This is a genomic window from Planococcus massiliensis (genome assembly GCF_000821325.1).
In the GTDB taxonomy this organism is placed as follows: domain Bacteria; phylum Bacillota; class Bacilli; order Bacillales_A; family Planococcaceae; genus Planococcus; species Planococcus ruber.
Genome location: NZ_CCXS01000001.1, coordinates 1 through 13,164, shown reverse-complemented (window position 1 = coordinate 13,164; position 13,164 = coordinate 1). Strand labels below are relative to the sequence as shown.

At 45.8% G+C, this 13,164-nt stretch carries 13 protein-coding genes, 1 tRNA gene and 1 rRNA gene; 14 read left to right on the top strand and 1 reads right to left on the bottom strand.

What is annotated here, in order from left to right; all coding sequences use genetic code 11:
- Positions 1-28: 28 nt before the first annotated feature.
- Positions 29-460, top strand: coding sequence for a S1 domain-containing RNA-binding protein (locus BN1080_RS00075; RefSeq protein WP_052649503.1), 432 nt, complete (start codon positions 29-31; stop codon positions 458-460).
- Between the two features lie 118 nt (positions 461-578).
- A complete protein-coding gene (locus tag BN1080_RS00070) occupies positions 579-1,040 on the top strand; it encodes a DinB family protein (protein ID WP_052649502.1) in 462 nt (153 codons plus the stop codon).
- 43 nt (positions 1,041-1,083) lie between these two features.
- Here BN1080_RS00070 and BN1080_RS00065 read toward each other — a convergent pair.
- Positions 1,084-1,157 (bottom strand) — tRNA-Met (locus BN1080_RS00065).
- 118 nt (positions 1,158-1,275) lie between these two features.
- On the opposite strand from BN1080_RS00065, the gene tilS reads away from it, so the two are divergent.
- The 12 genes from tilS to BN1080_RS00005 form a co-directional block, all read left to right on the top strand.
- Positions 1,276-2,685, top strand: a complete 1,410-nt coding sequence (gene tilS / locus BN1080_RS00060; protein WP_052649501.1) for a tRNA lysidine(34) synthetase TilS — start codon at positions 1,276-1,278, stop codon at positions 2,683-2,685.
- 10 nt (positions 2,686-2,695) lie between these two features.
- The gene (gene hpt, locus BN1080_RS00055) at positions 2,696-3,247 is read left to right on the top strand and encodes a hypoxanthine phosphoribosyltransferase (protein ID WP_052649500.1); all 552 of its coding nucleotides are present in this window, start codon (positions 2,696-2,698) and stop codon (positions 3,245-3,247) included.
- A gap of 120 nt (positions 3,248-3,367) precedes the next feature.
- A complete protein-coding gene (gene ftsH, locus BN1080_RS00050; protein WP_052649499.1) occupies positions 3,368-5,389 on the top strand; it encodes an ATP-dependent zinc metalloprotease FtsH in 2,022 nt (673 codons plus the stop codon).
- Positions 5,390-5,534: 145 nt separating this feature from the next.
- Entirely contained in the window at positions 5,535-6,302 is a 768-nt protein-coding gene (locus BN1080_RS00045) for a type III pantothenate kinase (protein WP_052649498.1), read from the top strand.
- A 17-nt stretch (positions 6,303-6,319) separates the two neighbouring features.
- Positions 6,320-7,201 (top strand): Hsp33 family molecular chaperone HslO, encoded by an 882-nt coding sequence (gene hslO / locus BN1080_RS00040; protein WP_052649497.1) that lies wholly within the window; start codon positions 6,320-6,322, stop codon positions 7,199-7,201.
- Positions 7,185-8,132: a peptidyl-prolyl cis-trans isomerase gene (locus tag BN1080_RS00035; protein ID WP_052649496.1), complete on the top strand. Its 948-nt coding sequence runs from the start codon at positions 7,185-7,187 to the stop codon at positions 8,130-8,132. The genes hslO and BN1080_RS00035 overlap by 17 nt, the downstream gene beginning before the upstream one ends.
- 188 nt (positions 8,133-8,320) lie before the next feature.
- Positions 8,321-9,262 carry a cysteine synthase A gene (cysK, locus tag BN1080_RS00030; RefSeq protein ID WP_052649495.1) on the top strand — a complete coding sequence of 314 codons (942 nt, stop codon included), beginning with the start codon at positions 8,321-8,323 and terminating at the stop codon, positions 9,260-9,262.
- Between the two features lie 113 nt (positions 9,263-9,375).
- Positions 9,376-10,188 (top strand): dihydropteroate synthase, encoded by an 813-nt coding sequence (gene folP / locus BN1080_RS00025; protein ID WP_052649494.1) that lies wholly within the window; start codon positions 9,376-9,378, stop codon positions 10,186-10,188.
- Positions 10,188-10,553, top strand: a complete 366-nt coding sequence (gene folB / locus BN1080_RS00020; RefSeq protein ID WP_052649493.1) for a dihydroneopterin aldolase — start codon at positions 10,188-10,190, stop codon at positions 10,551-10,553. Before folP ends, folB begins: the two co-directional genes overlap by 1 nt.
- Positions 10,550-11,032, top strand: coding sequence for a 2-amino-4-hydroxy-6-hydroxymethyldihydropteridine diphosphokinase (gene folK / locus BN1080_RS00015; protein ID WP_052649492.1), 483 nt, complete (start codon positions 10,550-10,552; stop codon positions 11,030-11,032). Before folB ends, folK begins: the two co-directional genes overlap by 4 nt.
- Positions 11,033-11,177: 145 nt before the next feature.
- Positions 11,178-12,662, top strand: a complete 1,485-nt coding sequence (gene lysS / locus BN1080_RS00010) for a lysine--tRNA ligase (protein ID WP_052649491.1) — start codon at positions 11,178-11,180, stop codon at positions 12,660-12,662.
- 410 nt (positions 12,663-13,072) lie between these two features.
- Positions 13,073-13,164, top strand: a 16S ribosomal RNA gene (locus tag BN1080_RS00005); the annotation flags it as partial.

The window sequence follows — 13,164 nt, the reverse complement described above, 5'->3', positions numbered from 1 at the left end:
TTAATTTTTAAGGAGGAGCATTTTTTTTATGTCGATTGAAGTAGGCAGCAAGTTAGAAGGTAAAGTTACAGGTATTACAAATTTTGGAGCGTTCGTTCAGCTTCCAACCGGTGCAACAGGCCTCGTGCATATTAGTGAAGTTGCTGACAATTATGTCAAAGACATCAACGATCATCTTAAAGTCGGCGAAATGGTTGAAGTGAAAGTGATGAATGTGGAAGCAGATGGAAAAATCGGGCTTTCAATCCGTAAAGCGAAGCCACAGCCAGAAGGTGCGCCACAGCGTCCGGACCGCCCACAACGTCCACGTCCAAACAACAACCGTTCGTTTGAACGTGCTCCTAAAGAGAACTTTGAAACAAAAATGGCGAAGTTCCTAAAAGAAAGCGAAGACAATTTGACTTCTTTAAAACGCGCTACAGAATCTAAACGCGGTGGCCGCGGTGCAAGAAGAGGCTAACTTGCTAGCTGTTTTAATAGCATAGGAAAATGCTTCAACACAGCTTAACAATTTAAACTGAAACGCTTCTCAATCGGGAAGCGTTTTTTTTATCAAATAAAGCTGGAGGGGTGCAGGGATGGAAAAAATGCAGCTGATTGATGGATTGAATGATTACGAGGTGTTTTTAGCGTCACTGAATACTTCAGTGAGAACGGAAGCGGAGGCGAACACGCCGATTGCTGAAGGAAAATGGTCGATTGCCCAAATCATTATGCATCTGGCTGAATGGGACCGTTTCATGAGGGAAGAGCGTTTGCCTCAAATGGAACAAGGCGGGGAAGTGGAGAGATTGCCGGACGTGGATGCGTTTAATGAAGCGGCAGTAAAACCGGTAGCTTCAATGAAATTCCAGGAAGTGCTAGCCCATGCCCAAAAACAGCGGGCCTTATTGGTGCGGGAAATCGAAGGCATGAGCGATGCAAGATGGCATTCCCGCTTTCGCATTGGCCAGCGAGAAATGGATCCGGCTGCGTATTTTGCAGGCATCCTTGAACACGACGCCCATCATCGCCAGCAGATAGAAGATTTTTTGGCATGAAAAAAGCAGCACCCGGTATGGGTGCTGCTTTTAAAAAGAATGATGGCGGCAGAGGGGATCGAACCCCCGACCTCACGGGTATGAACCGTACGCTCTAGCCAGCTGAGCTACGCCGCCTTGATTAAACGAACATTTAATATCATACTATCGAATAGTTGGTGTGTCAATTGCAAGTTGAAAATAATTTGCAGGCTGATGGACATATTGAAACTGAAACAAAAGAGGTGGCCGGTGCATGAACACATTTCATCAGAAATTGATGGATTATATAGACAGCCATCGTTTGCTTGAGCCGGGAGACCATGTATTGGTGGGGTGTTCTGGAGGAATCGATTCATTGGTCTTGCTGCATTTTTTGAAAACCCACGAACAGCGTTACGGCATTCGGCTTTCTGCCGTACATGTAAATCACATGCTGCGAGGAGAAGAGTCTTTGCAGGACCGCATTTTCACGGAGCGCCTATGCGAGGAATGGGGCATCCACTGTTTTAGCCGCGATATTCCGATCCCGAGCATCTTACAGGCAGAAGGCGGCAACAAACAGCAAGTATGCCGGCAGCAGCGCTATGCGTATTTTGCTGAAATCATGAAGAGCAGCGGCGCTAATAAATTGGCCACTGCCCATCATGCAGACGATCAGTTGGAAACGATTCTTTTATCCGGTCTGCGGGGAACGCTTGAAACGGCCAGTTTCGGCATACCGCAGCACCGTCCTTTTGAAGGCGGTGAATTGATTCGTCCGCTGCTCGCTGTCACGAGGGAAGAAGTGGCAAATTATGCAGCTGAAGAAAAGATCGCCCATCGCGAAGACTCCAGCAACGCAGAAACGGCTTATACAAGAAATCGCATACGCCATACGATTTTGCCGCTGTTGAAAAAAGAGAATGTGCGAGTATCTGAACATTTCGCAGCACTTGCGGAAGCGATCCAGGAGGACCGGCAGTTTTTATCTGAGCTTGCCCGCATGAAACTGGAGGAAATTGCCGTTTTTGATGGAGGAACCATCTCTTTATCGGCGGAAAAGTTTACTACAGAAGCACTTGCTTTACAAAAAAGAATGGTTCTACTACTATTAAATTATCTATATAATGAGCAGGAAGTGCCGATTAATAAGCATTTGGCAGAACAAATCCGAGAAACGATGGGAAGTTCGTCAGGTACTGTTTTTTTGCATTTGCCGGGTCATTATCAGATGGTTCGCGAGTATGACACGGTTTTATTCAGCCGGCGTTTATCGGTTGAACCGACACAATCAGTTATTTCCACTATATCTACGGAGTGGTCTGAAATAATGAATGGTTTTCGCTACAAAGCAGTACCGGCTAGCCAGCTCGATGAAGAAGATGCTGCATATTGGTATTTTGATTCAACGAAAGGGTCATCGTTAGTATTGAGGAGCCGAAAACCGGGGGATCGCATCCAGCTTGCTGGAATGGAGCGCCCTAAAAAAGTGGCACGCTTGATGATTGATGAAAAAGTGCCAACCCTGCAACGGGAAAATTGGCCAGTCATTGCAGCACCAGAAGGTGAAGTGCTGCTTGTGCCAGGTTTACGCCATTCTTGTTTTTTCAGCCGGAACCAACGGCCAAAAGACGATTGGGTACTCATTGAACAACATGTTAAGATCGCAAAAAGCGGATTATAGGAGGTCCACCATGCTAGAGAAAGACATTGAAGAAATATTGATTACTGAAGAACGTTTGCAGGAAAAGGCAAAAGAATTAGGGGCTATTTTAGCGCGTGACTACGCAGACAAATATCCTTTGGCTATCGGCGTATTAAAAGGCGCCATGCCGTTTATGGGAGATTTGATGAAGCGCATGGACAGCTACGTGGAAATGGATTTCATGGATGTTTCAAGTTACGGCAATGCGACCGTTTCTTCAGGCGAAGTAAAAATCATCAAAGATTTGAATGCAAGTGTGGAAGGCCGCGATCTTCTCATTATTGAAGATATCATTGACAGTGGATTGACGCTTAGCTACTTGGTGGATCTATTTAAGTACCGTAAAGCAAATTCCATCAAAATTGTTACATTGCTTGATAAACCTTCAGGTCGCAAAGTGGATTTGAAAGCGGATTACATCGGATTCGAAGTGCCGGATGCATTTGTGGTCGGATACGGATTGGATTACGCTGAAAAATACCGGAACTTGCCGTATATCGGCGTTCTAAAACCTTCTGTTTACAGCGGGGAAGAAGAATAGTCAAGAGTTGGTCACAGACGTTAGAGTTGTCGGCAACGGCAAGGGCTTTTCGTTGTATGCTTAAATGTTCCTATGTTAGTATTTAGTATAGTTTTGGGAAACTTTGTGAGGAGGCTTAGGATGAATCGGATATTTCGATACACCATATTTTATTTACTGATTTTCCTTGTTATTATCGGTATCTTGGGAACATTTAACAATAGTAACCAACCGACTAAAAATATAGGATATAACGAATTTCTGGACGCGCTGGAGAGTGGCGAAATCACGGAAGTAACCATTCAGCCAGATGCCATGGTTTATGAAGTGACAGGGAAGATGGCCGGCTATGAAGAAGGCGAATCTTTCATCACGAACATTCCATTGGAAAACGAAGCATTGACAGCTGAAATCGATGCTGTTGCAAAAGCACAAGATGGCGTTGAAGTAAATTACTTGAAAGCGCCGCAGACTAGCGGTTGGGTTTCATTCTTCACGGGGATCATTCCTTTCATCATTATCTTCATCCTCTTCTTCTTCTTGCTTAACCAATCACAAGGCGGCGGTGGCGGCCGAGTAATGAATTTCGGGAAAAGCAAAGCGAAGCTGTATGACGATCAAAAGCATAAAGTCCGCTTCCCGGATGTTGCCGGAGCAGACGAAGAGAAACAGGAACTTGTGGAAGTGGTTGACTTCCTAAAAGATCCGCGCAGATTTGCTGATATCGGTGCGCGCATTCCAAAGGGGATTTTGCTTGTCGGACCTCCGGGTACTGGTAAAACACTTTTAGCTCGTGCAGTTGCCGGAGAAGCGGGTGTTCCGTTCTTCTCAATCAGTGGATCGGATTTCGTTGAGATGTTCGTCGGAGTCGGGGCTTCCCGTGTCCGTGACCTTTTCGAAAATGCGAAAAAGAATTCACCTTGTATCATTTTCATCGATGAAATTGATGCAGTAGGGCGTCAACGTGGAGCTGGCCTCGGCGGCGGACACGATGAGCGCGAACAAACTTTGAACCAGTTGCTCGTTGAAATGGATGGCTTTGGCGCAAACGAAGGCGTCATTATCATTGCAGCGACTAACCGTCCGGATATTCTGGATCCGGCACTTCTGCGCCCAGGCCGTTTTGACCGTCAAATCACGGTTGGACGTCCAGACGTAAAAGGCCGCGAAGAAGTATTGCGCGTTCATGCACGCAATAAACCGCTTGATGAAAACGTTGATTTGAAAGCAATTGCTCAACGTACACCTGGTTTCTCAGGGGCGGATTTAGAGAACCTCTTAAACGAAGCAGCGCTTGTAGCTGCCAGACGCAACAAAGCGAAAATCGATATGTCCGATTTGGATGAAGCTTCTGACCGCGTTATTGCGGGACCTGCTAAAAAGAATCGCGTCATTTCGAAAAAAGAACGCAATATCGTGGCTTTCCATGAATCTGGCCATACTGTTGTCGGCCTGACATTGGACGATGCAGATGTTGTGCATAAAGTGACCATCGTTCCTCGCGGACAAGCTGGCGGCTATGCAGTTATGCTTCCAAGAGAAGATCGCTACTTTATGACAAAACCCGAATTGCTTGATAAAATTGCCGGCTTGCTTGGCGGCCGTGTAGCGGAAGATTTGATTTTCGGCGAAGTTTCTACAGGCGCCCACAATGATTTCCAGCGCGCGACAGCTATTGCCCGCAGCATGGTAACTGAGTACGGGATGAGCGATAAGATCGGACCGATTCAATTTGGCCAGGCGCAAGGCGGAAACGTCTTCTTGGGCCGTGACTTTAACTCAGAACAAAACTACTCAGATGCAATTGCTTTCGAGATTGACCAAGAAATCCAACGCATCATCAAAGAGCAGTATATCCGCACGAAAGAAATTCTGACTGAAAAGAAAGAGTTGCTTGAATTGATTGCGAATACATTGCTTGAAGTTGAAACGCTGGATGCGGCTCAAATTCTTCACTTGAAAGAACATGGCACACTGCCGGAACGTTCTTATGAAGCGTTAAACGGAGATTTCGGAAATGATTCAACTACACCGAATCTAAAAAAAGATAACGACGTAAATCCGGATGTGACCGGTGCTCCAGCGGATCCTTCAGCAGGCGATTTGCCGAAAGAAGGCCAAACAGGCGAAGCACGCGGACCAATTCAGGAAGATCGTAAATAAAATGAAATCGAAGCTGTTTGCTGATCCTTTTAAAAGGGACAGCAAACAGCTTTTTTCATTCGGTTAAAGAATATGGGTTTTTCTAATTTGTCTAAAAATATGGTATGATGTGTTGGAAAAATTGTTGATAAATGGGGACGCAAATATGATTTTAGTAATGGATGTCGGCAACACCAATATTGTTTTAGGCATTTATGAGCAAGACCAACTCGCTTATCATTGGCGTTTAGAAACAGCCCGCCATAAAACAGAAGATGAATTTGGCATGCAGATCAAGGCTTTATTGAATGATGCTGGTTTGGCGTTTAACGACATTACGGGCATTATCATGTCTTCGGTTGTTCCGCCGATCATGTTTTCTCTGGAGCGGATGTGCAAAAAATATTTTCATCTTGCTCCGGTAGTGGTGGGCCCGGGTGTTAAAACGGGATTGAATATTAAATACGACAACCCGAAAGAGGTAGGGGCAGACCGGATCGTGAACGCGGTGGCTGCAATCCGCGAATACGGTGCGCCGCTCATTATCGTTGATTTTGGTACGGCAACGACGTATTGCTATATTGATGAACATGAGCAATATATGGGTGGAGCTATTGCGCCAGGAATTGGCATTTCAACAGAGGCGCTTTATGACCGCGCCTCTAAATTGCCGCGCATCGAAATCATCCAGCCTTCTCATGTCGTCGGCCGAAACACGGTGGCTGCCATGCAATCCGGCATTGTCTATGGCTATGTAGGACAAGCGGAAGGCATCGTCAGCCGGATGAAAGCGCAAAGCCGGAAAAAGCCGACCGTGATTGCGACGGGCGGCATGGCTTCGCTAATTGCCAACGAATCCGCCATAATCGATAAAGTGGATCCATTTTTGACGTTAAAAGGGTTATATTTAATATACAAACGCAATCAAGCGTAAAGAAAGGAACGATCACAGTGGGAGATTATTTAGTGCGCGGATTGGCTTTTAACGGAAGTGTCCGCGCTTTTGCAGTCGATACGACTGAGACGGTCGCTGAAGCGCAGCGGCGCCATATGATGTGGCCGACAGCTTCGGCTGCATTAGGGCGCACCATGACAGGCGGCGTTATGCTTGGAGCGATGCTAAAAGGCGACAATAAGGTCACGATTAAAATTGACGGCGGAGGTCCGATTGGATCGATCCTTGTGGACAGTGATGCAACAGGCGGCGTGCGCGGCTACGTCACCAACCCGCAAACGCATTTTGATTTAAATGAAAAAGGGAAATTGGACGTGCGCAGAGCTGTCGGAAATGAAGGGATGCTTTCCGTCGTGAAAGATTTAGGCCTTCGCGAAAATTTCACAGGGCAAAGCCCGATCGTGTCAGGAGAAATCGCGGAAGACTTCACTTATTATTTCGCGGTGTCTGAACAAGTGCCTTCTTCTGTCGGTTTGGGTGTGTTGGTCGATACGGACAATTCCATCCTGGCAGCAGGCGGATTTATCATTCAATTGATGCCGGATACCGAAGACGAAGTCATCAGCCAATTGGAAAAGCGCTTATCGGCGATTGAGCCGGTTTCCAAAATGATTCAGCGCGGGTTGAATCCAGAGCAGATTTTAGAAGAAGTTCTGGGAGAAGGAAATGTTCAAATCTTAGATACAATGCCGGTGAAATTTGAATGCAATTGTTCAAAAGAACGATTTGCCGCGGGGCTTATTGGCCTTGGGCAGCAGGAACTTGAACAGATGATCAGCGAAGATGGGATGGCGGAGGCCCAGTGCCATTTCTGCCTTGAAACGTACCATTATTCTAAAGAGGAATTAGAAGCGTTCATCGATGAGCTCCAATCTTAATCGCCGGCGGCCCGCACCTTCACCGGCAGAACCCGGGCGCCCGAAACGAAAACTAAAGACAGGGCCGTTGCTTGTCCTGTTGCTTATTTTATTTCTTGGAAATTTACTTTGGTTTATCGCTTGGCTCATCCCGAATGACAAAGGCGGCAGTAAGGAAGAAGTGGCTTCGGTCAGCGGAGATGAAATTACGCGCGAAGAATGGCTAGCAGCAATGGAAGACCAGCACGGCCGCGATACCTTGCTTGAATTGGTCAACCAGAAAGTGATGGAGACAGCGGCGAAAGAATACGGCATCAAAGTCACGGATAAAGAAGTGGACTTGGAACTGGCCATGCTGCGCTCGACGCAAGACAGCACTGAAACCGCTCTTTTTGCAGGGGATTCCGCTCGAGTGCGCGACAAATTGAAAGCGCAATTGATTTTGGAGAAAGTGCTGACGAAAGACGTCGTCGTGGAAGAGGAGCAGATTAAAGCTTTCTACGAAGAAAACCAGTCGCTTTACGATGTGCCCGATGCTTACCGCACGCGCATGATTGTGGTTGATTCGATGGAAAAAGCGGAAGAGGCCATTGCTGAGCTTGAAGACGGCTCTTCTTTCGAAGCTTTGGCGAGAGAGCTTTCAATCGATACAGCAAGCGGCAGTTTGGGAGGGGATATCGGCTATATCTCCTCGAAGCAATCCTCCGTTGATGCGGTGATTTCGGAAACGGCGTCTTCATTGGATGTTGGCAAATGGTCAAAACCATTGACCTTGGAAAATGGGGATATTGCGATCATCACTGTTACTGAAAAAGCAGATGGCCAAACGTTTTCTTTCAAAGAAGTTTCAGGGCATATCAGCCGCGAGCTGGCACTAGAACAATTGCCGCAATCGGTAACGCCTGAAGCCTTCTGGAACGAATTTGATGCTGAATGGTTTTACAGCGAATAAAACACCAGGGTTTTCCATGGGCTGCGGCTCAATGGAAAGCCTTTTTTTATTGGTAAAAAGCTAACTCGAAAAATTAGGACCTTCTCCTTTTTGGACGATTCATACAATTTGACAGAGTTCCAAAAACACTGATACGATGAAGAGAGTATAATGCAGATAAAATTAGTAGGAATTAGGAGTGTTGACAAATGGCGCGTATTGGAAATTCTGTGGCTGATTTAATTGGCCAAACACCTATTGTAAAGTTAAACCGTCTGACAGGTTCGGAAGATGCAGAAGTCTATTTGAAATTGGAATACTTCAATCCCGGCAGCAGCGTAAAAGATCGCATTGCATTAGCGATGATCGAAGCGGCTGAAAAGCATGGCGATTTAAAAGAAGGCGACACGATAATTGAACCGACTAGCGGGAACACGGGTATCGGCTTAGCGATGATTGCTGCCGCTAAAGGCTACAAATCGGTATTGGTTATGCCGGAAACAATGAGCATGGAACGCCGGAATTTATTGCGTGCTTATGGGGCTGAACTTGTATTGACGCCAGGCCCGGACGGGATGAATGGACCAAATGGCGCCATCAAAACGGCAGAAAAACTAGCAGCTGAAAATGGCTGGTTTATGCCGCAGCAATTCAAAAACGAAGCAAATCCGGAAATCCACCGCTTAACAACAGGGCCGGAAATCGTTGAAACAATGGGCGATCAACTCGATGCTTTCGTATCTGGGATCGGTACAGGCGGCACAATCACCGGAGCGGGCCAAGTGCTAAGAGAGAAGTATCCTGAAATTTTGATTGCGGCTGTAGAACCGACAGATTCACCCGTTCTATCCGGCGGCAAACCAGGCCCGCACAAAATCCAAGGGATCGGCGCAGGGTTTGTTCCAGATATCTTAGACACGAAAATCTACGACGAAATCATTCAAGTAACAAACGACCAGTCCTACGAAACGGCTCGTAAAGCAGCTCGTGAAGAAGGCATTTTAGGCGGCGTTTCTTCCGGAGCGGCAATCTATGCGGCGCTTCAATTAGCTAAGCGCCTTGGCAAAGGGAAGAAGGTATTGGCAATCATCCCGTCAAACGGCGAACGTTATTTGAGCACCCCGCTTTACCAATTCGACGAAGAAAAATAAGCTTTTCTAAAAAAAGAGCGTGCGCCTTGCATGCTCTTTTTTGTGTGGCAAAAAAGGGTTCATTCGCGTTAAGATAAGGCAATGGAAACTACTAGAAAGTGCAGGTGTACATAATGGAGATCAACTTCGAGGAAAAAACGTGGGTAATGGGGATTTTGAACGTTACACCGGATTCTTTTTCGGATGGCGGCAATTACACGACCATCGACAATGCGGTATCCCGTGCTAAACAGATGGTGCGGGACGGAGCGGATATTATCGATGTCGGAGGCGAATCAACCCGGCCGGGCTATACCATGATTTCGGATGAAGAAGAGATCAATCGGATTGTGCCGGTTATTCAAGCCTTGGTTAACGAAGTAGATGCCCTGATTTCGGTTGATACCTATAAAGCAGCAGTAGCCGAGGCAGCTATTGAAGCAGGCGCCCACATTATCAATGACATTTGGGGAGCCAAATACGAACCGGAAATTGCAGCCGTTGCGGCTAAGTGGAATGTGCCAATCATTCTCATGCACAACCGTAACGATACGTCATACGTGAATTTCTGGAAAGATGTAAAGAAAGATATGGAGAACAGCATCCAGATCGCTTTGGATGCAGGTGTTCAAAAAGCGCAAATATGGTTAGATCCTGGTATTGGCTTTGGAAAAACGACTGCTCATAACATTGGAATGATGCAGCATCTCGATCAATTTGTTGCGCTTGGCTATCCCGTCCTGCTTGGAACTTCCCGTAAATCATTAATTGGCAAAGTATTGGATTTACCGGTTGCCGAACGTTTAGAAGGGTCCTTGGCAACGGTATGCTATGGCGTGGAAAGAGGGTGTCATATCGTCAGAGTTCACGATGTGAAAGAAACAAGCCGAACGGTGCATATGATGGATGTATTAACAGGGAAACGAATTTATAAAGGGGTGGAGTAATGGATTTTATTCATTTGAACGACATGGAGTTTTATGGGTATCATGGCGTTTTTCCTGAAGAAACCAAACTTGGCCAGCGCTTTCGATTAACGGTGTCGCTAGCGGTCGATTTGAAGCAGGCGGGCGAAACGGATGCGCTGGAACATACGGTGCATTACGGAGAAGTGTACGAAACGTGTAAATCTGTGGTGGAAGGCGAACCGAAAAAATTGGTAGAAACTGTCGCGGAAGAAGTGGCCAGCCGTATCTTATCGGAATTTTCACTGGTCCAAGGAATTCGGGTGCAATTGATCAAGCCGGATCCGCCAATTCCTGGCCATTATAAATCGGTAGCGATCGACATAACGCGAGGAGAATTTGTATGAACATCAGTTACCTCTCACTAGGGTCGAATATGGGAGACCGTTTCGATATGCTGAAGCAGGCTGTGAAATTATTGGATCAGCATCCGCAAATTTGGGTGAAAAGCATATCCTCTTTATATGAAACTGATCCTGTCGGTTATACAGAACAAGAGCCGTTTTTGAATATGGTGGTTTGTCTTCATACGGCATTGACAGCGATCGATCTGTTGGATGTCTGCCAGGGAATTGAACAAAAATTGGATCGCAAGCGCCTCATTAGATGGGGGCCCCGAACGATCGACCTCGACATCCTGCTTTATAACCAGGAGACGATTGAGACTGAACGGCTTGTCGTTCCGCATCCGCGCATGTATGAAAGGGATTTTGTGCTTATCCCCTTAATGGAGATTGCCCCGTCTTTAAAAGAAGAGGCCAAGCCGTTGAACCAGGGCGTGCGTCTCTGGAAAACTTATACGAGTGTTGAAGATTTTATTGAATAATGGCAGTTGAAAAAGATGCAGTTCAAGCGGAAAGTGCAAGCCACCTCAAATTTATGGCAGCTTTCTATGTAGATTGAAGAGAAATTGTGTACAATAGATGAATACACGAACGAGCGTGGTTTTTATAAATAAAGGAGTGTAGGACATGTCAGAAGAGTTAAATGATCAACTAGTGGTGAGACGGCAAAAAATGCAGGCTTTCAGAGAACAGGGAATGGATCCCTTTGGCGCACGTTTTGAACGTACGCACGCTTCTCAGGAAGTCATTGACCAATACGGTGAGTTTTCAAAAGAAGAACTTGAAGAAAATCCACACGAAGTAGTAATTGCTGGACGCATTATGACCAAGCGTGGAAAAGGGAAAGCTGGATTTGCGCACGTTCAAGATCTGCAAGGGCAAATTCAAATTTATGTACGCAAAGATGCGATTGGCGATGAAGCTTATGAAATTTATAATTCTGTAGACTTGGGCGATATCGTTGGCGTTAAAGGAACTGTTTTTAAAACAAATGTAGGTGAATTGTCCGTTAAAGCAAAAGAATTCGTCTTTTTAACAAAAGCGCTTCGACCGCTTCCGGATAAATTCCATGGTTTGAAAGACGTTGAACAACGCTACCGCCAGCGTTATTTGGATTTGCTTACAAGTGAAACAAGCAAAGAAACGTTCATCCTTCGCAGCCGCATTATCCAATCGATGCGCCGCTATTTGGATAACCAAGGATTCTTAGAAGTAGAAACACCGATGCTGCATTCAATTGCAGGGGGAGCGGCAGCCCGCCCATTTATTACACATCACAATGCGCTAGACATGGAATTATATATTCGCATTGCCATTGAGCTGCATTTGAAGCGATTAATTGTCGGCGGACTAGAAAAAGTATACGAAATCGGCCGCGTGTTTCGAAATGAAGGAATCTCTACGCGCCACAATCCGGAATTTACAATGCTCGAGCTTTACGAAGCATACGCGGATTACAAAGACATCATGGCGCTAACCGAAAACTTAATTGCACATGTTGCGCAAGAAGTCTTCGGCACCACAACCGTTCAATACGGTGAAGATCAGATCAACCTGGCACCAGGCTGGAGACGCCTGCATATGGCAGATGCAGTTAAAGAATATACAGGAGCAGATTTCTGGCAGCATATGACCAAAGAGCAAGCCCAAGCTCTAGCTAAAGAACACAACGTAGAAATAAAACCTACTATGGAAGTAGGGCATATTTTAAATGAGTTCTTTGAACAAAAAGTTGAAGAAGAATTAGTTCAACCTACTTTTGTATACGGTCATCCTGTGGAAATCTCACCATTAGCTAAGAAAAATCCTGAAGATGAGCGCTTTACTGACCGTTTCGAATTATTTATTGTTCGTCGAGAACACGCCAACGCTTTCACAGAATTAAATGATCCGATAGATCAGCGTGAACGCTTCGAAGCACAGTTAATCGAAAAAGCTGAAGGTAATGATGAAGCTCATGAAATGGATGAAGATTTTATAGAGGCATTGGAGTACGGTATGCCGCCAACTGGTGGATTAGGAATTGGGATTGACCGCTTGATTATGCTGTTGACTAACTCCGCATCTATTAGAGATGTTTTGTTGTTCCCTCAGATGCGCCCCCGGGATTAATCCTTTTGATCTTATATAATAGAGCTCTGAAATAGAAAATATTCAGAGCTCTATTATTTTTTGTAAATAAGTGTTGCATTGAAATATAAGAGGTGCTACAATAATAGATGTCGTGTTTTTAGTAATTAAATCACGAAAAAATATTTTTAAAAAGCTGTTGACTTCTGGTTAACAAGCTGATAATATTGAAAAGTCGCCATTACGAATTGGTGATGAACATGAACCTTGAAAACTGAACAGCAAAACGTCAACAAATACTCGATACGAGCGTTTATCGCGCGTACGAGAATTTGCGAAGGCTGCGCAAGCAGTCGGAGCAATAATACTGATCAGGCTCAGCCAGATCGAAGCGAATCGTGCGCCTTTTCGGAGGCGGCGATGCGCCAGCATTGAGCAATCAACACTACTCTATAATGGAGAGTTTGATCCTGGCTCAGGACGAACGCTGGCGGCGTGCCTAATACATGCAAGTCGAGCGGAACTGGGGGAGCTTGCTCCTTCC